Origin of the sequence: Xenophilus sp. (assembly GCF_044462705.1) — a bacterium.
GTDB lineage: Bacteria > Pseudomonadota > Gammaproteobacteria > Burkholderiales > Burkholderiaceae_C > Xenophilus > Xenophilus azovorans.
This window is the reverse complement of the sequence record NZ_JBIQNC010000066.1, coordinates 1-21,823: the sequence shown is the minus strand read 5'-3', so window position 1 is coordinate 21,823 and position 21,823 is coordinate 1. Positions and strand designations below refer to the sequence as shown.

The 21,823-nt window shown below is 71.9% G+C and carries 20 protein-coding genes, 1 pseudogene and 1 riboswitch; of the genes and pseudogenes, 6 read left to right on the top strand and 15 right to left on the bottom strand.

The genetic code is table 11. The annotated features are described in order from the left end of the window. Positions 1 to 216: 216 nt before the first annotated feature. Together ACIY1X_RS12100 and ACIY1X_RS12095 are read right to left on the bottom strand one after the other, a co-directional pair. The gene (locus ACIY1X_RS12100; RefSeq protein ID WP_399680807.1) at positions 217 to 1,629 is read right to left on the bottom strand and encodes a peptidylprolyl isomerase; all 1,413 of its coding nucleotides are present in this window, start codon (positions 1,627 to 1,629) and stop codon (positions 217 to 219) included. 34 nt (positions 1,630 to 1,663) lie between these two features. Continuing rightward, positions 1,664 to 4,186 (bottom strand): LPS-assembly protein LptD, encoded by a 2,523-nt coding sequence (locus ACIY1X_RS12095; protein ID WP_399680806.1) that lies wholly within the window; start codon positions 4,184 to 4,186, stop codon positions 1,664 to 1,666. A 125-nt stretch (positions 4,187 to 4,311) separates the two neighbouring features. On the opposite strand from ACIY1X_RS12095, the gene ACIY1X_RS12090 reads away from it, so the two are divergent. From ACIY1X_RS12090 to ACIY1X_RS12080, 3 genes are read left to right on the top strand one after another with little or no spacing between them, the layout of a single operon-like run. After that, positions 4,312 to 5,391: an aminoglycoside phosphotransferase family protein gene (locus tag ACIY1X_RS12090; protein ID WP_399680804.1), complete on the top strand. Its 1,080-nt coding sequence runs from the start codon at positions 4,312 to 4,314 to the stop codon at positions 5,389 to 5,391. 10 nt (positions 5,392 to 5,401) lie between these two features. Then, entirely contained in the window at positions 5,402 to 6,121 is a 720-nt protein-coding gene (locus ACIY1X_RS12085; RefSeq protein WP_399680803.1) for a 16S rRNA (uracil(1498)-N(3))-methyltransferase, read from the top strand. A 32-nt stretch (positions 6,122 to 6,153) separates the two neighbouring features. After that, positions 6,154 to 7,326, top strand: a complete 1,173-nt coding sequence (locus ACIY1X_RS12080) for an MFS transporter (RefSeq protein WP_399680801.1) — start codon at positions 6,154 to 6,156, stop codon at positions 7,324 to 7,326. Position 7,327: 1 nt separating this feature from the next. On the opposite strand, the gene ACIY1X_RS12075 is transcribed toward ACIY1X_RS12080, so the two are convergent. Further along, entirely contained in the window at positions 7,328 to 8,179 is an 852-nt protein-coding gene (locus ACIY1X_RS12075) for a lysophospholipase (RefSeq protein WP_399680800.1), read from the bottom strand. A gap of 14 nt (positions 8,180 to 8,193) precedes the next feature. Then, positions 8,194 to 9,693, bottom strand: a complete 1,500-nt coding sequence (locus ACIY1X_RS12070) for a M20 family metallopeptidase (RefSeq protein WP_399680798.1) — start codon at positions 9,691 to 9,693, stop codon at positions 8,194 to 8,196. A gap of 103 nt (positions 9,694 to 9,796) precedes the next feature. Here ACIY1X_RS12070 and ACIY1X_RS12065 point away from each other — a divergent pair, with 103 nt between their 5' ends. Continuing rightward, positions 9,797 to 10,603: a DUF72 domain-containing protein gene (locus ACIY1X_RS12065; RefSeq protein WP_399680796.1), complete on the top strand. Its 807-nt coding sequence runs from the start codon at positions 9,797 to 9,799 to the stop codon at positions 10,601 to 10,603. A 10-nt stretch (positions 10,604 to 10,613) separates the two neighbouring features. Here the strand turns inward: ACIY1X_RS12065 and ACIY1X_RS12060 are convergent, their stop codons facing one another. The 5 genes from ACIY1X_RS12060 to ACIY1X_RS12040 all read right to left on the bottom strand — a co-directional run bounded on the left by ACIY1X_RS12060 (position 10,614) and on the right by ACIY1X_RS12040 (position 14,295). Continuing rightward, complete coding sequence (locus tag ACIY1X_RS12060; RefSeq protein WP_399680794.1) at positions 10,614 to 11,150, bottom strand: polymer-forming cytoskeletal protein; 537 nt, start codon at positions 11,148 to 11,150, stop codon at positions 10,614 to 10,616. A gap of 141 nt (positions 11,151 to 11,291) precedes the next feature. Beyond that, a complete protein-coding gene (locus ACIY1X_RS12055; protein WP_399680792.1) occupies positions 11,292 to 11,873 on the bottom strand; it encodes an IMPACT family protein in 582 nt (193 codons plus the stop codon). A 13-nt stretch (positions 11,874 to 11,886) separates the two neighbouring features. Next, a complete protein-coding gene (metW, locus tag ACIY1X_RS12050; RefSeq protein WP_038202405.1) occupies positions 11,887 to 12,471 on the bottom strand; it encodes a methionine biosynthesis protein MetW in 585 nt (194 codons plus the stop codon). Then, on the bottom strand, positions 12,468 to 13,592 hold the full coding sequence (locus ACIY1X_RS12045; protein ID WP_399680790.1) for a homoserine O-acetyltransferase: 1,125 nt from the start codon (positions 13,590 to 13,592) through the stop codon (positions 12,468 to 12,470). The genes metW and ACIY1X_RS12045 overlap by 4 nt, the downstream gene beginning before the upstream one ends. 133 nt (positions 13,593 to 13,725) lie before the next feature. Next, positions 13,726 to 14,295, bottom strand: coding sequence for a TMEM165/GDT1 family protein (locus tag ACIY1X_RS12040; protein WP_399680788.1), 570 nt, complete (start codon positions 14,293 to 14,295; stop codon positions 13,726 to 13,728). A 12-nt stretch (positions 14,296 to 14,307) separates the two neighbouring features. Continuing rightward, a riboswitch (yybP-ykoY riboswitch) is annotated at positions 14,308 to 14,492 on the bottom strand. A 269-nt stretch (positions 14,493 to 14,761) separates the two neighbouring features. Here ACIY1X_RS12040 and ACIY1X_RS12035 point away from each other — a divergent pair. Continuing rightward, positions 14,762 to 15,292 carry an RNA recognition motif domain-containing protein gene (locus tag ACIY1X_RS12035; RefSeq protein ID WP_399680787.1) on the top strand — a complete coding sequence of 177 codons (531 nt, stop codon included), beginning with the start codon at positions 14,762 to 14,764 and terminating at the stop codon, positions 15,290 to 15,292. 83 nt (positions 15,293 to 15,375) lie between these two features. Here the strand turns inward: ACIY1X_RS12035 and ACIY1X_RS12030 are convergent, their stop codons facing one another. The 4 genes from ACIY1X_RS12030 to ACIY1X_RS12015 form a co-directional block, all read right to left on the bottom strand. Further along, positions 15,376 to 16,161, bottom strand: coding sequence for an SDR family oxidoreductase (locus tag ACIY1X_RS12030; protein WP_399680785.1), 786 nt, complete (start codon positions 16,159 to 16,161; stop codon positions 15,376 to 15,378). A 4-nt stretch (positions 16,162 to 16,165) separates the two neighbouring features. Next, complete coding sequence (gene lptC, locus ACIY1X_RS12025) at positions 16,166 to 16,807, bottom strand: LPS export ABC transporter periplasmic protein LptC (protein WP_399680783.1); 642 nt, start codon at positions 16,805 to 16,807, stop codon at positions 16,166 to 16,168. A 5-nt stretch (positions 16,808 to 16,812) separates the two neighbouring features. Continuing rightward, on the bottom strand, positions 16,813 to 17,364 hold the full coding sequence (locus ACIY1X_RS12020; RefSeq protein WP_399680782.1) for a KdsC family phosphatase: 552 nt from the start codon (positions 17,362 to 17,364) through the stop codon (positions 16,813 to 16,815). 175 nt (positions 17,365 to 17,539) lie between these two features. Then, the gene (locus tag ACIY1X_RS12015) at positions 17,540 to 18,526 is read right to left on the bottom strand and encodes an SIS domain-containing protein (protein ID WP_399680780.1); all 987 of its coding nucleotides are present in this window, start codon (positions 18,524 to 18,526) and stop codon (positions 17,540 to 17,542) included. Positions 18,527 to 18,578: 52 nt separating this feature from the next. On the opposite strand from ACIY1X_RS12015, the gene ACIY1X_RS12010 reads away from it, so the two are divergent. Further along, complete coding sequence (locus ACIY1X_RS12010; RefSeq protein WP_399680779.1) at positions 18,579 to 20,564, top strand: cation:proton antiporter; 1,986 nt, start codon at positions 18,579 to 18,581, stop codon at positions 20,562 to 20,564. Positions 20,565 to 20,571: 7 nt separating this feature from the next. Here ACIY1X_RS12010 and ACIY1X_RS12005 read toward each other — a convergent pair whose 3' ends face one another. Both ACIY1X_RS12005 and ACIY1X_RS12000 read right to left on the bottom strand, forming a co-directional pair. Further along, positions 20,572 to 21,432, bottom strand: a complete 861-nt coding sequence (locus ACIY1X_RS12005) for a zinc ribbon domain-containing protein (protein ID WP_399680777.1) — start codon at positions 21,430 to 21,432, stop codon at positions 20,572 to 20,574. A gap of 118 nt (positions 21,433 to 21,550) precedes the next feature. Further along, positions 21,551 to 21,823, bottom strand: a pseudogene (locus tag ACIY1X_RS12000) (zinc ribbon domain-containing protein); the annotation flags it as partial.

Sequence of the window (21,823 nt, the reverse complement as noted above, 5' to 3'; positions counted from 1 at the left end):
CAGGTCGGCCAGGAAGTGCTGGCCGAAGCGCTTGCGCGGGGCGTGCGCCTTCATGTCGTCAGCACCCGAACGGCCCCGCTTCGGAACCCGAATCGAACGGCCGCGGAGCAGGCCATGCGGGAACATCCGCGGAACTGGCTTTGCCAGGCCGCAGGATGTGCCCCCTTGAGGGGGTTGGCGAAGCGGAACGAAGTTCCGCGGAGACTGGGGGTGTTCTCAAATCTGCGGCGGTTCGCGCAGCTCGACGTAGGCACGGGCGCGCACTTCCTGCGACCACGCCTCGTAGGCCTCTTCCATCTTCTTGTCGCGCAGCGTGTTGCGGGCCACCTCGCGCAGTTCCTCCGGCTTGAGCTTGGCCTCGCGCCGGCCCTCGACCTGGATCAGGTGCACGCCGAAGCGCGTGACCACCGGGTCGCTGATCTGGCCGGGCTGCAGGCGGTCCATCGCCTCCTCGAACTCGGGCACGAACTGGCCGGGCACCGACCAGCCCAGCTCGCCGCCGTTCTTGGCGCTGCCGGGGTCTTGCGAGTGGTCGCGCGCCAGGGCGGCGAAGTCGGCGGTGCCGCCCTGGATGCGGCGCTTGTAGTCCTGCAGCAGCGCCACGGCCTCTTCGGGCGTGCGCTTGGCGTCGGGGCGGATGAGGATGTGGCGCAGTTGCGTCTGGCGCACCACGGCGTCGGCGGCCGCGCCGCGCTCGCGCGCCAGCACCTTCAGCACGTGGAAGCCCGCCGGCGAGCGCACCGGCCCGGCGATGCCGCCCACCGGCGTGGACTGCGTGCCCTCGACGAACAGGGGCGGATAGCGCTCGGCGCTGCGCAGGCCGAGCGCGCCGCCGGCGCTCTTGTCGGGCGCGTCGGAGTACTCGGTCACCAGGGCGGCGAAGTCCTGGCCCGCGCGGGCGCGCTGGGCGATGTCTTCCGCGCGCCTTTGCAGTTGCGCCACCTGCGCGGCGCCGGCGTTCTCGGGCACGGCCACCAGCACCTGGGCGATGTTGATGTCCTGCGCCCCCGCCGCGCCGCTCTGCTGGGCGGCCAGGTACTGCGCGATCTCGCCGTCGCTGACCTTGGTGCGCGACTCCAGTTCGCGTTCGCGCAGACGGGTGAGGATGATCTGGTTGCGGATGTTGCCGCGGAACTCCTCGCGCGAGATGCCGGCCTGCGCGATGCGGCGCTGCAGTTCGGCCACGCTGACCTGGTTCTGGCGGGCCACGATCTCGACGCCCTGGTCGACGGCGGCGTCGTCGGCCTTGACGCCCAGCTCCTTGGCCAGTTGCAGCTGGGCGCGCTCGGAGATCAGCTGCTCCAGCACCTGGCGCGCCAGCACCTCGCGCGGCATCCGCTGCGCCTCGGGGCCGGCCTCGTCCAGCACGCGGTCCAGGCGCTTCTGCACCTCGGTGTTGGTGATGGGCTCGGAATTGACCAGCGCCACGATGTATTCGGCGATGCGCTGGCCGCGTTGCACGGGCGCGGGCCGGGGCGCGGCCGGCGGCACGACCGCCGGGCCCGAGCGCATGATGTCCGTGATGCCCCGCCGCGCGGGCGCGCTGCCCGACTGCGCGTGCGCGAGGCCGGCACATGCCATCGCCGCGGCGCAGGCGATGGCCAGGGTGGAGCGCAGGGAAGTCTTCATGGCGCGGGTCTCCGGGAGCCGTCGGCTCGTGGTCTCAGTCATAGTTGGTGAAGCGGCTGGGTGCCGGGATCGGACCGCGCAGCGGCTGGTAGCGCGGCACGTTGAGCTGCAGGGTGCGCATCGGGCTGGAGCCGATGCTGGAAAAGCCCAGGAACTCGATCTGGAACATGATGCGCTTGGTCGAGGTGGCGACGCCGGTGCTGATCTTCTCCAGCACGACGCGGCCGATGTAGCAGCAGCCGTCGTACTCGAGGCCGATCACCGCGTCGGTCATGACCTTGTCGCGCAGGCTGTAGTTCAGCCGGCCGACGGAATACCAGCGGCCGCCGCCCTGGCCGCGGCCGGGGCCGAGGTCCTTGCCCTTGTCGCCCCACAGGTCGTTCAGCGGCCACTGCCAGCCCACGTCGATCGACTCGTTGCCCACGCCGCTGGTCGAGATGCGGTCGGCCTGGTAGCGGTACGAGGCGCTGAGCGTACGGTAAGGGCCCGGCGTGTAGCGGGCGGTGACGGTGCTGCGGTTGGAGCGGCGCTCGTCCGGGTTGTACTGGACGGTGGTGTCCAGGCTCCACTTGGGGCTCAGGTTGACCTGCGCGCCGAGCAGCAGGTCGCTGGCCCGCTCGATCACCGGCGAGGTGCCGGCGGTGACGACGGTGGTGCTGCCGATCCGGCCGACGCGCCTGGACAGCGTGACATTCTGGTCGTCGAAACGCCGGCGCTGGGCGATGCCGAAGCGGGCCAGCTCGGCGCCGGTGTCGGGATCCAGCAGGCGCGAGGTCAGGCCCAGGGTCAGCGCATGGGTGGACGAGACGCGGTCGTGCCCGGAGAACTCGTTCTCGGTGAACAGCGTGGCGAAGCTGAAGTCGTTGGCCGCCGTGTCGTACACCGGCAGCGCGTTCTGGCGCGCGCGGTAGGGCGTGTGGACGTAGAAGGCACGCGGCTCCAGCGTCTGGCGGAAGGCGCGGCCGAACAGCGAGGTGTCGCGCTCGAAGGTCATGCCGCTGTCCACGCTGAAGGTGGGCACGGCGCTGGTGGCGGAGGTGCGGCCGTCGGCCAGCGGCGCATCGAAGCTGTAGCTGGCCGCGTGCAGCTGCACCTTGGGGATGACGTAGGCGCCGGGCGTGATGAACGGGCGGCTCAACTGCGCCAGCGCATAGGCGCGGTCGGCATTGGGCTGGCCCTGTTCGCGCACGTTGGCGCGGAAGCGCGTGAGGTCGGTGCCCAGCGTGAAGTCGAAGCCGTTCCAGTCGTACTTGGCGTAGTTGGCCGTGAGCTGGGGCAGCCGGTCGTAGGGCGGGACGATCGGCGAGGCGTCGTAGCGCAGCGTCTGGTAGGACAGCGCGCGCACCCGGCCGCTCCAGTCGCCCTTGCTCCAGTTGAGCGAGGCGTCGTTGGGCAGCAGGCGCGTGATCAGCGTGGGCGTGCGGTTGAAGTCGCGCCAGTAGTCGTCGTCGCTGACGCGGTTGAGGTTGATGTTGGCGGTGAGCGATTCCAGCCCCAGGTCGCGCGCATTGAAGCTGTGCCGGTGCCGGGCCCACAGGCCCCAGCGCGAGCGGCGCACGCTGTCGGCCATGAGCTGGCTGACGCGGCTGTAGTTCTCGTTTTCCAGGGCCTCCGTCACGGCCTCCGCCCGGCGGCTCTCGGGCAGGTTGTCGCTGGGCATGTAGTCCAGCCGCAATTCGCCGCTGTAGCTCTTCTCGAGGTAGCGGAACTCGTTGGACAGGTTGATGCCGCGCTTGCTCATCACCGTCGGCGTGAAGGTGGCGTCGCGGTTGGGCGCGATGTTCCAATAGTAGGGCAGCGCCAGCTCCAGGCCGTTGATGCTGTCGATGCCCAGGGTGGGCGGCAGGAAGCCGCTCTTGCGCTGGTTGCTCAGCGGGAAGCTCACGCTCGGGATCGGCGGCGTGCTGATGCCCATGAAGGTCAGCTGCGCGTTCTCGGCCGTGCCGATGTTCTCCTCGCTGTCGGTGCGCAGGTTGGCGGCGCTGAGGAACCAGGCGGGCATCCAGCCCGGGTAGTCCTCGCGCCGGCAGGTGGTGTAGGTGGCATGCCGCGCGATCGCGCGGTCGGCGTCGACGAAGTCGATGCGGTCGGCCTCGCCGTGCGCGCCGGTGGCCAGAAGCTGGTAGCGCACGTTGTCGAAGAAGCCCTCGAAGGTCTCGACCTTCAGCTCCAGCTTTGGCCCCTCGTAGACGTTGCCGGCCTGGTTGACGCGCACGTTGCCGCTGGCCTTGGCCAGGTCGTCGGGCTGGTGGTATTCCAGCCGGTCGGCGTGGATCACCGTGTCGCCGCGGCGCAGCGAGGCGTTGCCCTCGACCACCGTTTCCAGGTCGGGCCGGCCGGAGACCTTGTCGCCCTCGATGATGCTGGGCCGGCTGCCGCGCTCGGCGCGCGGGATCTCCTCCTGCAGCATGGGCGAGCGCTTGAGCACCAGCGGCGCGTCCGCATCGGCCGGCGACTGCGCCCAGGCCCCCTGCGCCTGCAGCATCGCAAGCGTCAGCAGGGCCAGGGGCCACGGCGGCGTGCGGCGGTGCCGGGTGGCTCGGATCAGGTCGTGCATCGGTCGGGAAGGGGCAATCTCGAAGCGACGGTGGCGGGCGGCCCCTGGCGGCCGATGCGCGGCAGGGTTCCGCCGGGCGCCGGCGGCCGGCGGGACGGGGCGGATTCGTAGAATTTCGATTATCCATGACAGCCCCCTCGCTCCCGGCCGATGTGCCCGCCCCCCTGACCTGGGCCGACCCGGCCCGCGCCGAGGCCTTCCGCCGCTGGATCGGGCGCATCGCGCCGGCGCAGCGGCTGCGGCCCGAGACCGTGCGCCTGGCCTCGGCCGACGCCAGCTTCCGCCGCTACCTGCGGGTGGACACGGACACCCCCGGCCTGGCACGCATCGTGATGGACGCGCCGCCCGACAAGGAGGACAGCCGGCCCTTCGTGAAGGTGGCCGGACTGATGAAGGAAGCGGGCGTCGCCGCACCGCAGGTGTTGGACTGGCACGAGGCCGACGGCTTCATGCTGCTGGACGACCTGGGCCGGCAGACGATGCTCGACCTGATCGACCGCGAACGGCCCGAGGCCAACCGCGCCCGCTACGAGCAGGCCATCGACGCGCTGATCCGCTGGCAGCGCGCCTCGAAGCCGGGCGTGCTGCCGCCCTACGACGCCGCGCTGCTCACGCGCGAGCTGCAGCTCTTTCCCGACTGGTACCTGGCGCGCCACCGCGGCGTCGCGGTCGAGGGCAAGGTGAAGGAGACGCTGGACAGGACCTTCGCGCTGATCGTGGAGGCCAACCTGAGCGCCCCGCCGGTCTACGTGCACCGCGACTTCATGCCGCGCAATCTGATGATCGACGACGACCGGATGGGCGTGCTGGACTTCCAGGACGCCGTCTACGGCCCCATCACCTACGACATCGCCAGCCTGATGCGCGACGCCTTCCTGAGCTGGGAGGAGGACTTCGTGCTCGACATCACCGTGCGCTACTGGCAGGCCGCGCGCAAGGCCGGGCTGCCGGTCCACGACGACTTCGGCGACTTCTACCGCGCCGTCGAGTGGATGGGCCTGCAGCGCCACCTCAAGGTGGCCGGCATCTTCGCGCGGCTGACGCTGCGCGACGGCAAGCCGAAGTACCTGGCCGACACGCCGCGCTTCATCGCCTACATCCGCGCCACGGCCGGCCGCTACCGCGAGCTGGCGCCCCTGCTGCGGCTGGTGGACCAGGTCGAGGGCACGGCCACCACCGAGGCCTTCAGCTTCGGCCGGATGTAGGGCGCGGGCCGTGCCGCGCATTCATTGCCCCGAAGCGCTGGCCGGCGGCCGGTCGCTCGCGCTGCCGCCGGGCGCGGCGCGGCACGTGCAGGTGCTGCGCCTGCAGCCGGGCGACAGCCTCACGCTGTTCGACGGCCGCGGCGGCGAGTACGCGGCCACGGTGGAGCGCATGGGCCGCAGCGATGTGCAGGTGCGCGTCGGTGCCCACGATCCTGTGGAGCGCGAGGCACCGCGCGAGGTGCACCTGGCCGTCGGCATGCCGGCCAACGAGCGCATGGACTGGTTGGTGGAAAAGGCCGCCGAACTGGGCGCCGCCAGCATCCAGCCGCTGCTGACGGCGCACGGCGTGCTGCGCCTGGCGGGCGAGCGCGCGCAGAAGAAGCAGGCGCACTGGCAGGCGGTGGCCATCGCGGCCTGCGAGCAGTGCGGGCGCAACCGCGTGCCGCCGGTGCACGCGGTGCAGCCGCTCGACACCTGGCTGGCCGGCCTGGGCGCGCCGCCGGCCGGCCGCCTGCTGCTGGGCTTCTCGCCGGACGCGCGCCCGCTGGCGCAGGCCGCCGGCACCGGCCCGGTGCTCGTGCTCGGCGGGCCGGAAGGCGGCTTGAACGCGCAGGAGGAAGCCGCCGCCCGCGCCTGCGGCTTCCAGACGGTGACGCTGGGCCCGCGCGTCCTGCGCGCCGAGACGGCGCCGCTGGCGGCCCTGGCCGGCCTGCTGGCGCTGGCATCCTGATCCTCTGCAGGACCGGTGCTACAACCGCCGCCATGAACCGCCACCTCGGCCTGCTGGTGCTCTGCCAGGGCCTGTTCCTCACCAACAACGTCGCCTTCATCGCCATCAACGGGCTGGTCGGTCTCTCGCTGGCGCCGCGCCCCTGGATGGCCACGCTGCCGGTGATGGGCTACGTGGTCGGCGGCGCGCTGTCCACCGGCATCGTGGCGCGCACGCAGCGGCGCTGGGGCCGGCGCGGCTCCTTCCAGATCGGGCTGGCCGTCGCCTTCGCATCCGCGCTGGCCTGTGCCGCCGCCGCCTCCACCCGCAGCTTCACGCTGCTGTGCCTGGCCACGCTGGTGGCGGGCTACTACAGCGCCAATGCGACGCTGTACCGCTTCGCCGCGGCGGAGCTGGTGGGACCGGACTGGCGCGAGAAGGCGGTCTCGCTGCTGATGGCGGGCGGGCTGATCGGCGCGGTGGTGGGGCCCAACCTGGCGTCGCACACGCGCGGCTGGCTGCCGGCGCCCTTTGCCGGTGCCTACCTGGCGCTGGCGGGCGTGGCGCTGCTGTCGATGGCGGCGATGGCCTTCATCCGCTTCCCGGCGCCGCCCGTGCGCGCGGCGGGCGCGCCGGCCGGCCGGCCGCTGTCCGAGATCGCGCGCCAACCGGCCTTCATCGTCGCGGCCGCCGGCGGCGCGCTGGGCTACGGCGTGATGAACCTGCTGATGGCGGCCACGCCGCTGGCGATGGACGTGTGCGGGCTGCCGTTCTCCGACGCCGCCTTCGTGCTGCAGTGGCACGTGATCGGCATGTTCGCGCCGGGCTTCTTCACCGGCCACCTGATCCGCCGCTTCGGCGCGCTGCCGGTGATGGCGGCCGGGCTGCTGCTCAACCTGGGCTGCATCGCGATCGCGCTGTCGGGCGTGGACCTGCACCACTTCCTGGCCGCGCTGTTCCTGCTGGGCGTGGGCTGGAACTTCCTCTTCACCGGCAGCACCACGATGGCGCTGGGCACCTACCGCCCGGAGGAGAAGGACCGCGTCCAGGCGGCACTGAACTTCTGCATCTTCGCCACGCTGGCGGTCACCTCCTTCGCGTCGGGCGTGCTGGTGACCACGCAGGGCTGGCAGTGGCTGAACATCGGCTCGCTGGTGCCGGTGGCGCTGATCGCGCTGGCGCTGGGCTGGCTGGCCGGTGCGCGACGGCGCGAAGCGGCGGCCTGATTCAGCCGCCGAGCTGCTCGCCGAGCCACTGCTGCAGGGCGGCGTAGACCGGCGCGGCGGCGCGCTCGTTCAGCAGCTCGTGGTACAGCGGCTCGAAGCAGACCGCGCGCAGCCGCGACGCCGGCGCCGCGGCCGCGAAGGCCCGGCTGCCCGCCGGGCTGACCAGCCGGTCGTCGCCGGCATACAGCAGCAGCGTGGGCACCGGCCAGCGCGGCGCGGCGGCCAGCACGGCGGGCCCCTCGTCGGCCAGGAAGCGCGCCAGCTGCGCACCGATGCGGTCGTGCACCAGCGGATCGGCGCGGTAGGCGGCGACCACGGCGGGGTCGTGCGAGATGAAGCCGGCGTCCAGCCCGTTGCCCACGCGCAGCGAGGGCGCCAGGCGCGACAGCACGGCAACCAGCGCCTTCTGGAAGGACGACAGGCCCGGGTCGATGGCGGGCGAGGAGAGCACCAGCGCATCCACCGGCACCCCGCCCTGTGCAGCCGCGCGGGCCACGAAGCTGGACGCCACCAGGCCGCCCAGGCTGTGGCCCAGCAGCACGAGGGGCAGCCCGGGATGGCGCTCGCGCGTGCGTGCGACGACCGCGCCCAGGTCCTCCACCAGCCGCAGCGGATGCGGCAGGCCGCCGCGCGGCCCGCTGGAGCGGCCGTGGCCGAAGTGGTCGTGCGCACAGACCGCCAGACCCCGTTCGTTGAGCCAGCGCGCCACGTGCGCATAGCGGCCGGCATGCTCGCCCAGGCCGTGCACGATCTGGACGGCGGCGCGGGGCGGCGGCGCCGCGGGCCATTCGTACAGCGCCAGGGTCGCGCCGCCAGGCCGTGCCAACGCCTCCGGCGTGCCGTCGTCGCGCACGGCAGAAGCGCAGCTCAGGCCGCGGCCGGCTCGGCCGCCGTGGCGGCGTGCGCGGCGATCACCTCGGCCACCGCGGCGGTCAGCTTCTTGGCGTAGGGCACGTGCAGGAACTCGTTCGGACCGTGCGCGTTGCTCTTCGGGCCGAGCACGCCGCAGACCATCATCTGCGCCGTCGGGAAGCCGGCGCTGAGCATATTCATCAGCGGGATGGTGCCGCCCTGGCCGATGTAGCCGCAAGGCGCGCCGAAATGCGCCAGGCTGGCGGCGTTCAACGCGTCCTCGAACCACGGCACCATCGCCGGCGCGTTCCAGCCGGTGGCCGCGCCGCCGCCCTCGAAGGTGATCTTCGCCCGGTAGGGCGCGTTGTCCTCCAGCAGCGTCTTGAGTTCGGCCATCACCTTCGCGGCATCGACCAGCGGCGGCAGGCGCAGCGAGAGCTTGAAGGCGGTGTAGGGGCGCAGCACGTTGCCCGCGTCCTGCAGCGAGGGGAAGCCCTCCGCGCCGGTGACGCTGAGCGTGGGCTTCCAGGTGCGGGTGATCAGCGCCTCGACCGGATCGGTGGTGGTGGGCAGCGCGAAGGCCGTCGAACCGCCGCAGTCCCAGTGCGCCCAGGGGAAGCGCTTGTAGACCTCGTCGCCCAGGATGGCGGCGGTGGCCCTGGCCTGCGCCAGCCGGTCGGCCGGCACCTCGCAGTGGAAGCTGGCCGGCAGCAGGCGGCCGGTGCTGCTGTCCTCCAGCCGGTCGAGCACCTGCCGCATGATGCGGAAGCTCGAAGGCACCAGGCCCGAGGCGTCGCCCGAGTGCACGCCCTCGGTGAGGATCTCCACCTTCAGCGTGCCGCCGGCCAGGCCGCGCAGCGAGGTGGTGAGCCACAACTGGTCGTAGTTGCCGGCGCCCGAATCGAGGCAGATCACCAGCGCCACGTTGCCCAGGCGCGGCCGCAGCGCATCGACGTACGGCAGCAGGTCGTAGGAGCCAGATTCCTCGCAGGTCTCGATCAGGCCGACGATGCGCGGGTGCGGCACCTTCTGGCTTTTCAGGGCCTGCAGCGCCGCGATACTGGCGTAGACCGCATAGCCGTCGTCGGCGCCGCCGCGGCCGTAGAGCAGGCCGTCCTCGTACTTGGGCGTCCAGGGGCCGAGGTCGTTGCGCCAGCCGGTGAACTCGGGCTGCTTGTCGAGGTGGCCGTACATCAGCACCGTGTCGGTCATCGCCGTGCCGCTGGCGGGCACCTCGAAGAACAGCACCGGCGTGCGGCCTTCCAGGCGCACGATCTCCAGCCTGAGACCCTCGACCTTCTGCGCCTCGACCCACTGCGCGGCGTTGCGCAGCACCGTCTCCAGGTAGCCGTGCTGCACCCAGTCCTTGTCGAAGCCGGGCGACTTGGCAGGGATGGCGATGTAGTCGGTGAGCTGGCGCACGATGTCGCCGTCCCACTTCGAGGAGACGTCGGCCAGGGCGCGCTCGGCGTCGAGCAGACCGGCCGGGATTTCGCGGTGCAGGGGTGCGTTCATCGCAGGCTTCTCCGAGGTCGGGGGCGTGGGGAGGATCGGACGGGCCATTTTGCGCCCGGAACACGCCGCGCGTAGAGTGCGCCCGATCAACCCGGAGCGCCCCGTGAGCACTGCCAAGAAGTCACCCACCGTCCGCGTCGGCATCGGCGGCTGGACCTACGAGCCCTGGCGCGGCAGCTTCTACCCCGAGGGCCTGGCGCATGCCCGGGAGCTGCAGCACGCCAGCCGCCGCCTCACGGCCATCGAGATCAACGGCACCTACTACAGCACCTTCAAGCCGCCCACCTTCCGCAAGTGGCACGACGAGACGCCCGACGGCTTCGTCTTCTCGCTCAAGGCCAACCGCTTCGCGACCAACCGCAAAGTGCTGGGCGCCGCCGGAGACTCCGTTGCCCGCTTCGTCGACAGCGGCCTGGAGGAGCTGCGCGCGAAGCTGGGGCCCATCGTGTGGCAGTTCATGCCCACCAAGGCCTTCGAGGCGGAGGACTTCGAAGCCTTCCTCGCGCTGCTGCCGAGGAAGGCGGGCAGCCGCACGCTGCAGCACGTGATGGACGTGCGGCACCCGAGCTTCCTGTGCGAGGCCTACCGCGCGCTGGCGGCGAAATACCGCGTGTCGACGGTGTTCACCGACGCGGAGAAATTTCCCTCTTTCGAAGAACCCGAAGGGCCGGTCGCCTATGCACGGCTGATGCGGGCCGAGCCGGGGCATCCGGCGGGCTACGCGCCCCTGGCCCTGGACGCATGGGCCGAGCGTGCGCAAGGCTGGGCGCGCGAACGGCCCACCTTCGTCTACTTCATCAACGGTGCCAAGGAGCGTGCGCCCGCGGCGGCGCAGGCACTGCTGGAGCGGCTGGGCTGGACGCCGCCCGAGCCGGAGTCCGCGCCCCCGGAACGTGGGCGCGGAAAGTGAAGAGCGACGATCAGGCCGCGGCCTGCAGTGCCGGCTTGCCGCTGCTGCTTTCGCTGCCGCCGGTGCCCACGCTCACCTCGCCGGAGAGCTGGCCGCCTTCCTCGATGACGACCTTGCCGTAGCGGATCTTGCCGGTGACCTTGCCGGTGGCGTGGATCACCAGCTTCTCGCGGGCGGTGAGGTTGCCGTCGAACTGGCCACGGATCTCGGCGATGTCGATCGAGACCGAGCCCTTGAACGCGCCCGACTCGGCGATCTGGATCACGCGCGAGTCCATGGTCGCCTCGACCGTGCCCTCGACCACCAGCGTGTCGCAGTCCGTGATCTCCACGCCCTTGAGCTTGATGTTCGGGCCGACGGTGAGCTTGCTGCCGCCTTCCTTGACCGCCCCGTTGCTGACGGCGGCGGCGGTGCCGGACGTGCCGAGCGACGAAGGCGTGACGGGAGTGCCCGAGAGATTGGTGCCGCCCATCAGGGGCGCGGGACGGGAATTCGCAGCGTCGGTGTCACGGTCGCGCTTGCCGAAGAAGGGGGATTGCGATGCCAATGGGTGCTCCTCGGGGAAAAGGTGCATGGTAGGGAGCGCTCACCAGCGAGCTGCACTTCATTACGCAAGATCGGTAACCAAATCCCCGAAGGCGGGCAACGGGGAGTACTTCCTTCTTCGTTGCATCTCCACGCGCGGCGCTCACCGCCATCCGGCGCGGCCCTGCGTCACGTCGCCGATGCGCGCGACGAGCGCGTCGGCATCGTCCTCGGCAACCGCGAAGCCGATCTCCACCAGGCTGCCGTGCGCGACGTCCTCGATCTGCGCGCCGGCCGCCGCCAGCTCGCGCCGCACCGCGCCTTCGGCGGCATAGGGCAGCGTGCAGCGCAGCGGGCGCATGCGCCGCAGCGGCACCGGCTGCGCGTCCTTGAGGGCCTGCGTCACGCTCTCGGCATAGGCGCGCACCAGCCCGCCCGCGCCCAGCTTCACGCCGCCGAAGTAGCGCACCACGGTGGCCAGCACGCCCTCGAGTTCGCGGTGGCGCAGCACTTCCAGCATCGGGCGGCCCGCGGTGCCCGCCGGCTCGCCGTCGTCCACCGCCGCGGACTGGCCGCCGGCCATCAGCGCCCAGCACACGTGCGTGGCGGCAGGATGCCCGGCGCGCAGCCGCGCTACGACCGCCTGCGCCGCCGCGCGGTCGGCCACGGGCTGCACGCAGGCGATGAAGCGGCTCTTGCGCACCAGCAGCTCGGCGTGTGCCGCCGCGGCGAGGGTGAAGGCCATGCAGCGGCCTGCGTCAGCCCCGCTCGAAGCGGAAGACCGCCGTGCCCGCGCGCGCGTTGGGCAGCCAGCGCACCTCGCGGCCGTCCTGCAGGCCGAAGGCGTCGAGGATGCGCAGGCGGTTCTTGCGCGCCAGGATCTCGAAGTCCTTGAAGGTGCCGACGCGGATGTTGGGCGTGTCGTACCACTGGTAGGGCAGCCGCCGCGTGACCGGCATGCGCCCGCGCGCCACGCTGACGCGGTTGGGCCAGTGCGCGAAGTTCGGGAAGGCGACGATGCCGGTGCGGCCCACGCGCGCGGTCTCGCGCAGCATCACCTCGGCGTTGCGCAGGTGCTGCAGCGTGTCGATCTGCAGCACCACGTCGAAGCTGGCGTCCTCGAACATCGTCAGCCCCTCGTCGAGGTTGAGCTGGAGCACCTGCACGCCGCGGCGCACGCACTGCAGCACGTTGCCATCGGCGATCTCGACGCCGTAGCCGCTGCAATCGCGCTCGCGCATCAGGCGCGCGAGCAGGGTGCCGTCGCCGCAGCCCAGGTCGAGCACGCGTGCGCCCTGCGGCACGAGGCGCACGATCGCGTCATGGATGACCTGGTCGTTCATTGCAGCTCCCCCGCGATGCCTTCGAACCAGGCGCGCACCACGCCCAGGTAGCGCACGTCGTCCAGCAGGAAGGCGTCGTGGCCGTGCGGCGCGTCGATCTCCGCGTAGCTGACGCTGCGGCGGTTGTCGAGCAGCGCCTTGACGATCTCGCGGCTGCGCGCGGGCGAGAAGCGCCAGTCGGTGGAGAAGCTCACCAGCAGGAACTTCGCCGTGGCGCGCGCCAGCGCGGCGGCGAGGTCGCCGCCGTGTCCGCCCGCCGGGTCGAAGTAGTCGAGCGCGCGGGTGATCAGCAGGTAGGTGTTGGCGTCGAAGTACTCGCTGAACTTGTCGCCCTGGTAGCGCAGGTAGCTCTCGATCTGGAACTCGACGTCCTGCGTGGTGTAGCGGACCACGCCCTCCCGCAGCTCGCGTCCGAACTTCTCGTTCATCACGTCGTCGCTGAGGTAGGTGATGTGGCCGATCATCCGCGCGATGCGCAGGCCGCGCTTGGGCACCACGCCGTGCTCGTAGAAGTGGCCGCCGTGGAAGTCCGGGTCGGTCACGATGGCGCGGCGCGCCACCTCGTTGAAGGCGATGTTCTCGGCGTTGAGGTTGGGCGCGCTGGCGATCACGGCCGCGTGGCGCACGCGCTCGGGGTACTGCAGCGTCCACGACAGCGCCTGCATGCCGCCCAGGCTGCCGCCCATCACCGCGGCCAGCGTGTCGATGCCCAGCGCATCAAGCAGGCGGGCCTGGGCATCGACCCAGTCCTCCACCGTCACCACCGGGAAGTCGGCGCCGTAGACGCGGCCGGTGGCGGGGTTCAGGTGCATCGGGCCGGTGGAGCCGAAGCACGAGCCGAGGTTGTTGATACCGATGACGAAGAAGCGGTCGGTGTCCACCGGCTTGCCCGGGCCGATCATGTTGTCCCACCAGCCCTCGGATTTCGGCTGGCCGGCGTAGCGGCCGGCCACGTGGTGCGAGGCGTTGAGCGCGTGGCACACCAGCACGGCGTTGCTGCGCTCGGCGTTGAGCGTGCCGTAGGTCTCGTAGGCCAGCGTGTAGTCGCCGATGGAGGCGCCGCTTCGCAGCGCCAGCGGCGCGGCGAAGGACATGGATTGCGGCGTGACGTCGAAGGACATGGAGGAGAAAAAAGAAAACCCGGCCTCGCCAAAAACGAGCCGGGTCCGCGCCGCGTCCGTCTTTAGCTGAACTTGTTAAGCGCCCGCAAGCTGGAGCAAATCGGCGCAGGGCGGAGTATAGGCGCGGGCGCCGTCACGCGCCCCAGCCGGCCAGCGCCGCCACGCCGAGCACCAGGAAGATGACGGCCGAGACGCCGTGCACCGCCCGGATCGGCACCTTGCGCACGATGCGCTCGCCCAGCCACACCACCGGCGCGTTGGCCAGCATCATGCCCAGCGTGGTGCCGATCACCACCGGCACGTAGTCCTGCGTGAAGCGCGCGGCCAGCATCACGGTGGCGATCTGCGTCTTGTCGCCCATCTCGGCCAGGAAGAAGGCGATGAGCGTGGTGCCGAAGACGCCGAAGCGCGAGGTGCGCGGCGTGTCGTCCTCGTCGAGCTTGTCGGGGATCATCATCCACGCCGCCATCGCGATGAAGGAGACGCCGAGGATCCAGCGCAGCACGTCCGGCCCCAGCACGCGCGTGACCCACGCGCCCACCGCGCCGGCCAGCGCATGGTTGACCACCGTGGCGGCGAAGATGCCCAGCACGATCGGCCAGGGTTTGCGGAATCGTGCGGCGAGCACGAGGGACAGAAGTTGGGTCTTGTCGCCCATTTCGGCCAGCGCGACGATGCCGGTGGCCACCAGAAAGGCTTCCATGTGGGTATGTGGGGTTCCTCGGCCGAAGGACACGATTGACCACGCAGCCCTTCGGCCTTTTCCCGAAGCTGCGCAGTCAATGGTCTCGCCAGGTTCTCACTGCCGGCGCCATGCCTCGCGTGGGGGCAAGGCAAGTTTGTTGACGCAGGCCCCTCTCGCGCGGCGGCGGAAGGCGGCTACTCCCCAATGACGGGGCGCATTCTAGCCATGCCCGCGGGGCACGGCGCGGTCGCATTTTTTATCAGTGAGCACTGACTTTCAACAAGAAAGCCGCAAGTGGTCAATGCAGGGGCAAATTCCTGTTGGCGCCGCAGATAAATCACCCATAATGGTCGGGCGTTCGGCCTGCATTTGGCAGCCGGGCCATCGGGTGATCGGTCAGTTTCGCCGGGCCTGCCTCAGACAAGGGGCAGTCCCCGCGCCCGGGACTCCATCGCTTTTCTTTCGTGTTCATAGGAGTCCCTTGATGGGCAACAAACTGTACGTCGGCAACCTGCCCTATTCGGTGCGCGACGGCGATCTCGAGCAGGCGTTCAGCCAATTCGGCGCGGTGACCAGCGCCAAGGTCATGATGGAGCGTGAAACCGGCCGCTCCAAGGGCTTCGGCTTCGTGGAAATGGGCAGCGATGCCGAGGCGCAGGCCGCCATCCAGGGCATGAACGGCCAGCCGCTGGGCGGCCGCAGCGTGGTCGTGAACGAAGCGCGCCCGATGGAGCCGCGCCCGCCCCGTAGCGGTGGCTACGGTGGTGGCGGCGGTGGCTACGGCGGCGGCGGCGGCGGTGGTGGCGGCTACGGCGGTGGTGGTGGCGGCGGCTATGGCGGCGGTGGCCGCAGCGGCGGCGGTGGTGGCGGCTACGGCGGCCGCGGCGGCGGTGGTGGCGGCGGCAACGACGGCAGCTTCCGCAGCCCCTACGGCACCGGCCCGCGCGGCGGCGGCGGTGGTGGTCATCGCGGCGGCGGTGGCGGCGGCTACGGCGGCGGCAACAGCGGTTATTGATGCATCCGGTGCGGCTCAGGCGAGCCGCATCAGGATCTTGCGAAAAAGGGCTCCCTCGGGAGCCCTTTTCGTTGGGTCGGCCGTCACTGCTCGCTGCGCCGCTTCTTGCGGCCGCGGCCCTGGACCAGCCGGTCGAACAGGGCGTTGGGCAGCAGGCGCATCAGCTTGGCGACCACACCCATCTGCCACGGGATCACGCGGTAGCTGGTGCCGGCCTCGATGGCGCGGAAGGCCCGGTCGGCGAAGGCGTCGGCCTGCAGCAGGAAGGGCATGCCGTAGCGGTTGCCGCGCGTGAGCGGCGTGTCGACGTAGCCGGGGCACAAGGTCACGACCTTGACGCCGCTGCCGTGCAGTTCGCCGCGCAGACTCTCGCAGTAGGCCACGACGCCGGCCTTGCTGGCGCAGTAGGCGCCGTGGCCGGGCAGGCCGCGGATGGCGGCCACGCTGGCGATGCCGACCAGCCGGCCGCTGCCGCGCCGCCGCATGGCGGCGACGAAGGGATGAAAGGTGGCGGCCAGCCCCACGTTGTTGATGGCGAAGGTCTGCGCCATCACGTCCAGGTCCTCGCGCTCGGCGGTGTCCATGCCGATGCTGACGCCGGCGTTGGCGATCACCGCGTCGGGCAGCCCCTGGGCGTCGATGCAGGCCCGGCCGGCGGCGGCGATGCTGTCGATGTCGGCCACGTCGGCGCCGTACACCCGGCAGTTCTCGGCGCCCAGGCCGCGCGCGTCCGCCCATGCCTGGACTTCCGTCACGCGGCGCGCCACCAGGGCCAGACGCCAGCCCGCGTCCGCATAGCGCGCGGCCAGCGCCTGGCCGATGCCGCTGGAAGCGCCGGTGATGAAGACCAGGGGGCCGGCCTGTGGCATGGCGTCAGCGCCGCGCGCCGGGGGTGGGCGGCGCGATGAAGCCGCGCACCCGCCCCTGCAGGTTGGCCACGCCGGAGAGGTGGTCGTAGTCCATCGCGTCGGCGGTGAAGCGGTCGCTGCCGCGGGTGAGGGTGACGGGCCGGTCCGAGCGCACGCGCTCGGTGTCCACGTAGGCATGCAGGAACTCGCCGCGGAACTCCAGCCGCGGCAGCACGCGGCCGTTGGGCTGCACGGCCGCGTCGCGCACCACGATGGCGTTGCCGAAGAGCTGGATCTCGCTGCCGTCGCCGTTGGACAGGCCGCGGTCGGCGCTGGCGTGGGTGACCAGGCCCTGGGGCGAGATCGAGCGCACGCGCACCTGGTCGACCTCCAGCGTGTCGGTGTCGGGGTAGTGCCGGCCTTCCGTGCCCGTCATCTCGCTGCGCAGCTGGCCGGTGCCCAGGAAGTTCTTGACGGTGAAGTCGCGCATGAAGAAGTCGGGCTCGTGCACCGGCGCCTCCTTGGCCGCCGGCTGGACCAGCCGCGGCGCGTTGCGTACCAGCCAGTAGGTGCCCAGCGCCAGCGCGCCCATCAGGATGATCGGCAGGTACAGGCTGGCGCGGTCCAGCGCCATGCGCAGCAGCGCCCAGCCTTGCTTGAAGTCCATCGCCATCAGGAGGCCGCTCCCTCGGCCGCGTCGAGCAGGCGCTGATAGTGGCCGCCGGCCAGGAGCAGCAGGTCGCAGAACTCGCGCGCCGCGCCCTCGCCGCCGCGGGCGGCGGTGACGTGGCGCACGGCGGCCCGCACTTCGGCGTGGGCATTGGCGGGCGCGGCGGAGAAGCCGGCGCGCCGCAGCACCGGCAGGTCCGGCCAGTCGTCGCCGATGGCGGCGGCCTGCGCCCAGGCGAGGCCCAGTACGGCCAGCAGCGCCTCGGCGGCCGGCCGCTTGTCGCTGACGCCGTAGCGTGCATGGACGACGCCCAGCGCCTCCAGCCGCACGCGCAGCGGCTGCGAGTCGCGCCCGGTGATCACCACCGGCTCGATGCCGGCGCGGCGCAGCAGCTGCAGGCCGTAGCCGTCGAGGATGGAGAAGCGCTTGAGCGTCTCGCCCTCGGCGCTGAAGTACACGCCGCCGTCGGTGAGCACGCCGTCGACGTCGAAGAAGGCGACGCGCACGTCCTGCGCGGCCAGCAGCAACTCGGGCGCGAAATGCATGGCGCTCATCAATGATCCGCCATCCGGCACGCCGCTGGATGACGAAGCGTCACGGGACAGGCGGCCGCGGAGCAGGCCATGCCAGGGCACCCGCGGAACTGGCTTGGCCAGGCCGCCGGGTGCGCCCCCTTGAGGGGGGATTCGAGCGACACGAAGTGCGCGAGAAACGGGGGTGGGCTCATTTCTAGATGACCTTGGCCCGCATCAGGTCGGTGGTGTTCAGCGCGCCGACCAGCCGGTCCTCGGCGTCGACCACGAACAGGCGGGTGATGCCGTGCTGCTCCATCAGCTCCGCTGCCTCCACCGCCAGCGCGTCGGCGCGGATGGTGCGCGGGCCGCGGTGCATCACGTCGGCGGCGGTGGGCGTGCGCAGGTCGGCGCCGGCCTCGATCAGGCGGCGCAGGTCGCCGTCGGTGAAGATGCCCTCGGCCCGGCCGCCCTCGCCCATCACGGCCGCGGCGCCGAAGCCCTGGTTGCTCATCGCCCGCATCAGCTCGGAGATGCCGGCCGTGGGCGCCACGCGCGGCACGGCCTCGCCGCTGCGCATGACATCGCTGACGTGGGTGAGCAGCTTGCGGCCCAGCGCGCCGCCGGGGTGCGAGCGGGCGAAGTCCTCGGCGCCGAAGCCGCGCGCGTCCAGCAGCGCGACGGCCAGCGCATCGCCCAGCGCCATCTGCGCGGTGGTGCTGGCGGTGGGCGCGAGGTTGAGCGGGCAGGCCTCCTTCTCGACGCCGCTGTCGAGCACGACGTCGGCGTGGCGGGCCAGGGAGGATTCGCGCCCGCCGGTCATGGCGATCAGCGGCACGCCCTGGCGCTTGACCACCGGCAGGATGGCGGCCAGCTCGTCGCTCTCGCCGCTGTTGGAGATGGCCAGCACGATGTCCACCGCCTTGATCATGCCGAGGTCGCCGTGGCTGGCCTCGGCCGGGTGGACGAACATGGCGGGCGTCCCGGTGGACGCCAGCGTGGCGGCGATCTTGCGCCCGACGTGGCCGCTCTTGCCCATGCCCATCACGACCACCCGGCCGCGCACCTCGAGGATGCGGCGCACCGCCTCGATGAAGGAGGGGCCGATCCGCGCCTTCAGCCCGAGCACGGCCGCGGACTCGATGTCGAAGGTCGCGCGGGCGCGCGCCAGCAGCGCGTCGGAATCCAGGGGCAGGGAGGGCATCGCGGAATTTTATCGGCCGGCACGGCGGCAAGCCCCTTGCTAGCATCCGGCCATGCGCTCGTTCGAACTCACGCTGATGTACCTGCTGGCCGCGGTGCTCGGCGTGGTGACCTGCCGCTCCTTCAAGCTGCCGCCGATGCTGGGCTACCTGGTGGCGGGCGTGCTGATCGGGCCGCACGCGCTCAGGCTCTCGGACAACGACGAAGGCATCAAGCACCTGGGCGAGTTCGGCGTGGTGTTCCTGATGTTCGTGATCGGCCTGGAGTTCAGCCTGCCCAAGCTGCGGGCGATGCGCAAGCACGTGTTCGGGCTGGGCGCGCTGCAGGTGACGCTGACCATGCTGGCCGCCACCGCCGGCGCGCTGGCGCTGTCGCGCGTGCTGCCGCCGCGCTGGCAGCTCGGTTGGCAGACGGCGCTGGCGCTGTCGGGCGCGCTGGCGATGAGCAGCACGGCGATCGTGGTCAAGCTGATGGCCGAGCGGCTGGAGCTGGAGAGCGAGCACGGCCGCCGCGTGATGGGCGTGCTGCTGTTCCAGGACTTGGCCGTGGTGCCGCTGCTGGTGCTGGTGCCGGCGCTGGGTGCGCCGCCGGAGGCGCTGGCCAAGGCCCTCGGCCTGGCCATGCTCAAGGCCACGGTGCTGGTCGGGCTGCTGCTGTACGGCGGCCCGCGGGTGATGCGCTGGTGGCTCACGCTGGTGGCGCGCCGCCGCAGCGACGAGCTGTTCATGCTGAACCTGCTGCTGGTCACGCTGGGCCTGGCCTGGCTGACGGAGCAGGCCGGGCTGTCGCTGGCGCTGGGCGCCTTCATCGCCGGCATGCTGGTGTCGGAGACGGAATACAAGCACCAGGTGGAGACCGACATCCGCGCCTTCCACGACGTGCTGCTGGGCCTGTTCTTCATCACCATCGGCATGTCGTTGGACTGGCACGTGGTGGTGGACCACTGGGGGCTGGTGGCGCTGCTGCTGGTGCTGCCGCTGCTGTTCAAGCTGGCGCTGGTGACGCTGCTGGCGCGCCTGCTGGGCGCGACCACCGGCGTGTCGCTGCGCACGGGCCTGTACCTGGCGCAGGCGGGCGAGTTCGGCTTCGTGCTGCTGGCGCTGGCGCAGGGGCGCTCGCTGCTGCCGGAATGGCTGGCCAGCCCGGTGCTGGCCGCGATGATTTTGTCGATGCTGGCCACGCCCTTCATCGTGATGTACAGCGAGGCGATCGTGCGCAAGCTGGTGGCCAGCGACTGGCTGCAGCAGTCGCTGCAGATGACGCAGATCGCGCGCAAGACCATCAACACGGCGCGCCACGTGATCATCTGCGGCTACGGCCGCTGCGGGCAGAACCTGGCGCGCATGCTGGAGCGCGAGGGCATTCCCTACATGGCGCTGGACCTGGGCCCGGACCGCGTGCGCCAGGCCGCCGCCGCGGGCGACTCGGTGGTGTTCGGCGACGCCGCGCGCCTGCAGGCGCTGATGGCCGCCGGCCTGGCGCGCGCCAGCGCGGTGGTGGTCACCTACCTGGACGTGCCGGGCGCGATGAAGGTGCTGGCCCACACCCGCTCGCATGCGCCGCAGGTGCCGGTGATCGTGCGCACGCAGGACGACCGCGACCTGGAGAAGCTGCAGGCCGCCGGCGCCACCGAGGTCGTGCCCGAGGCCATCGAGGGCTCGCTGATGCTGGCCAGCCACGCGCTGGCGCTGGTGGGCGTGCCGATGCGGCGCGTGATCCGGCTGGCGCAAGAACAGCGCGACGCCCGCTACAACCTGCTGCGCGGCTACTTCCACGGGGCCGATGACGACGCCGGCGACGAGCTGGACTACGAGCGGCTGGACACGCTCACCCTGGCCCCGGGCGCGCGCGCCATCGGCCAGCCGCTGGCGCAGCTCGCGCTGCATGCAGTGGGCGTGCGGGTCGCCAGCCTGCGCCGCCACGGCGGGCAGCCGGCCGATCCGCTGGGCGACACGGTGCTGGCCGACGGCGACACGCTGGTGCTCTCGGGCAAGCCGGGTGCGCTGGCGGCGGCGGTGGACCGGCTGCAGCGCGGTTGAGGCTGCTTCAGCGCGACGGCAGTCCGGCAACGCGCTCCAGCCGCTCGGTCGTCATCCACTCGTCCTGGTAGAGGTAGAAGCGGCGCTGCTGCATCAGGCGCCAGCCCTGCGGGCCCACCTGCCAGCGCCCGCCGCGCCAGGCCGGCAACTGCCGGGCGAAGGCGTCAGCGACCTCCGGCGATGCCAGCCAGGGCGCGGCGCCGTCGAGCGACCAGACCACCTCGGCCGCCACGCCCGGATACACCTGGCCCCGCACGCGCATGGGCCCGACAGTGCCGATGCCGCGCACCGAGGCCAGGCGCAGTCCGCGCGCGATGCACAGCTGCCGTCCGCCCGTCCAGTCCGTCAGCTCGGGGCGCGGCGCATAGGTGTGCAGCGCCGGCGGCTCGGACTCGCCGGCCGGCTCGTCGGGCTCGCGCTCGTACAGGCCGGCCGCGGCCAGCATGTCCATCCACGACAGCGTGGCCGCGTCGCCGGCCTGGACATGCACCGGCTGCGCGTCATAGGCCAGGCCGTTGGCCATGCACAAGGGGTCGCGCGACTGCGCGTCGCCGCGCTCCAGCGCGGCGCGCAGCGCCTGCGGCGAGACGTCCGGCATCGGCTCCGGCCGGGTCGCGATGGCCACGCCGCCCAGCCCCAGCACCGCGATCGCCGCCAGCGCCAGCGACATCCAGCCGGTGCGGCGCCACCAGCCCGGCGGGCGGGCCGGGTCGTCCGCCGCGTCCAGCGGCGAGAAGGCCGACAGGCGAACGGGCTGGGTGAAGACCGCGGCCCCGCAGGCCGGGCAGAAGCTCGCGCCCGTCGCCAGGTCGGCGCCGCAGGCCGCGCAGTGCGGCGTCTGCGGGGTGCCGGCGGGGCCCTGCGTCATGCGGGCCTCCGCGCGCGGATGTCAGAAGGGGGTTCTTCGGCCACCGCCGGGGGGCCGGGCGGAGGGCGCAGGGCAAACGCGGCAGGGCGAGCATGGTGTGTTCGTGGCTCGCGCCGCTTCAATTGGCGTACGTCGGGTTGCGCCGCTCTTCCTCCGCCTGCTGCTGGCGCCGCACCGCCTCGCACTGCGGATGCGCGCGCTGGGCGGGCTTGGCGCATTCGGCCACCAGGCAGCGCGCCCGGGCGATGAAGTTCTGGCCGGCGCATACGGCCTCGGGCGAGGGAGGCGGCGGCGCGGGAGGCGCAGGCGCCTCGGCCACGGGCGGCGGCGGAGCGGGCATGGGCGCGGGCGCCGGGGCCGGCCTGCGCGCCGGCGCAGGGCGGGGCGCCGC

Coding starts and splice junctions, on each gene's coding strand:
- ACIY1X_RS12030 (WP_399680785.1), bottom strand. CDS start 16,161: ATGCCACAGGCCGGCCCCCTGGTCTTCATCACCGGCGCTTCCAGCGGC.
- lptC (WP_399680783.1), bottom strand. CDS start 16,807: ATGGACTTCAAGCAAGGCTGGGCGCTGCTGCGCATGGCGCTGGACCGC.
- ACIY1X_RS12070 (WP_399680798.1), bottom strand. CDS start 9,693: ATGAACGCACCCCTGCACCGCGAAATCCCGGCCGGTCTGCTCGACGCC.
- ACIY1X_RS12035 (WP_399680787.1), top strand. CDS start 14,762: ATGGGCAACAAACTGTACGTCGGCAACCTGCCCTATTCGGTGCGCGAC.
- ACIY1X_RS12010 (WP_399680779.1), top strand. CDS start 18,579: ATGCGCTCGTTCGAACTCACGCTGATGTACCTGCTGGCCGCGGTGCTC.
- ACIY1X_RS12045 (WP_399680790.1), bottom strand. CDS start 13,592: ATGTCCTTCGACGTCACGCCGCAATCCATGTCCTTCGCCGCGCCGCTG.
- ACIY1X_RS12040 (WP_399680788.1), bottom strand. CDS start 14,295: ATGGAAGCCTTTCTGGTGGCCACCGGCATCGTCGCGCTGGCCGAAATG.
- ACIY1X_RS12015 (WP_399680780.1), bottom strand. CDS start 18,526: ATGCCCTCCCTGCCCCTGGATTCCGACGCGCTGCTGGCGCGCGCCCGC.
- ACIY1X_RS12055 (WP_399680792.1), bottom strand. CDS start 11,873: ATGGCCTTCACCCTCGCCGCGGCGGCACACGCCGAGCTGCTGGTGCGC.
- ACIY1X_RS12100 (WP_399680807.1), bottom strand. CDS start 1,629: ATGAAGACTTCCCTGCGCTCCACCCTGGCCATCGCCTGCGCCGCGGCG.
- ACIY1X_RS12080 (WP_399680801.1), top strand. CDS start 6,154: ATGAACCGCCACCTCGGCCTGCTGGTGCTCTGCCAGGGCCTGTTCCTC.
- ACIY1X_RS12095 (WP_399680806.1), bottom strand. CDS start 4,186: ATGCACGACCTGATCCGAGCCACCCGGCACCGCCGCACGCCGCCGTGG.
- ACIY1X_RS12005 (WP_399680777.1), bottom strand. CDS start 21,432: ATGACGCAGGGCCCCGCCGGCACCCCGCAGACGCCGCACTGCGCGGCC.
- ACIY1X_RS12090 (WP_399680804.1), top strand. CDS start 4,312: ATGACAGCCCCCTCGCTCCCGGCCGATGTGCCCGCCCCCCTGACCTGG.
- ACIY1X_RS12020 (WP_399680782.1), bottom strand. CDS start 17,364: ATGAGCGCCATGCATTTCGCGCCCGAGTTGCTGCTGGCCGCGCAGGAC.
- metW (WP_038202405.1), bottom strand. CDS start 12,471: ATGAACGACCAGGTCATCCATGACGCGATCGTGCGCCTCGTGCCGCAG.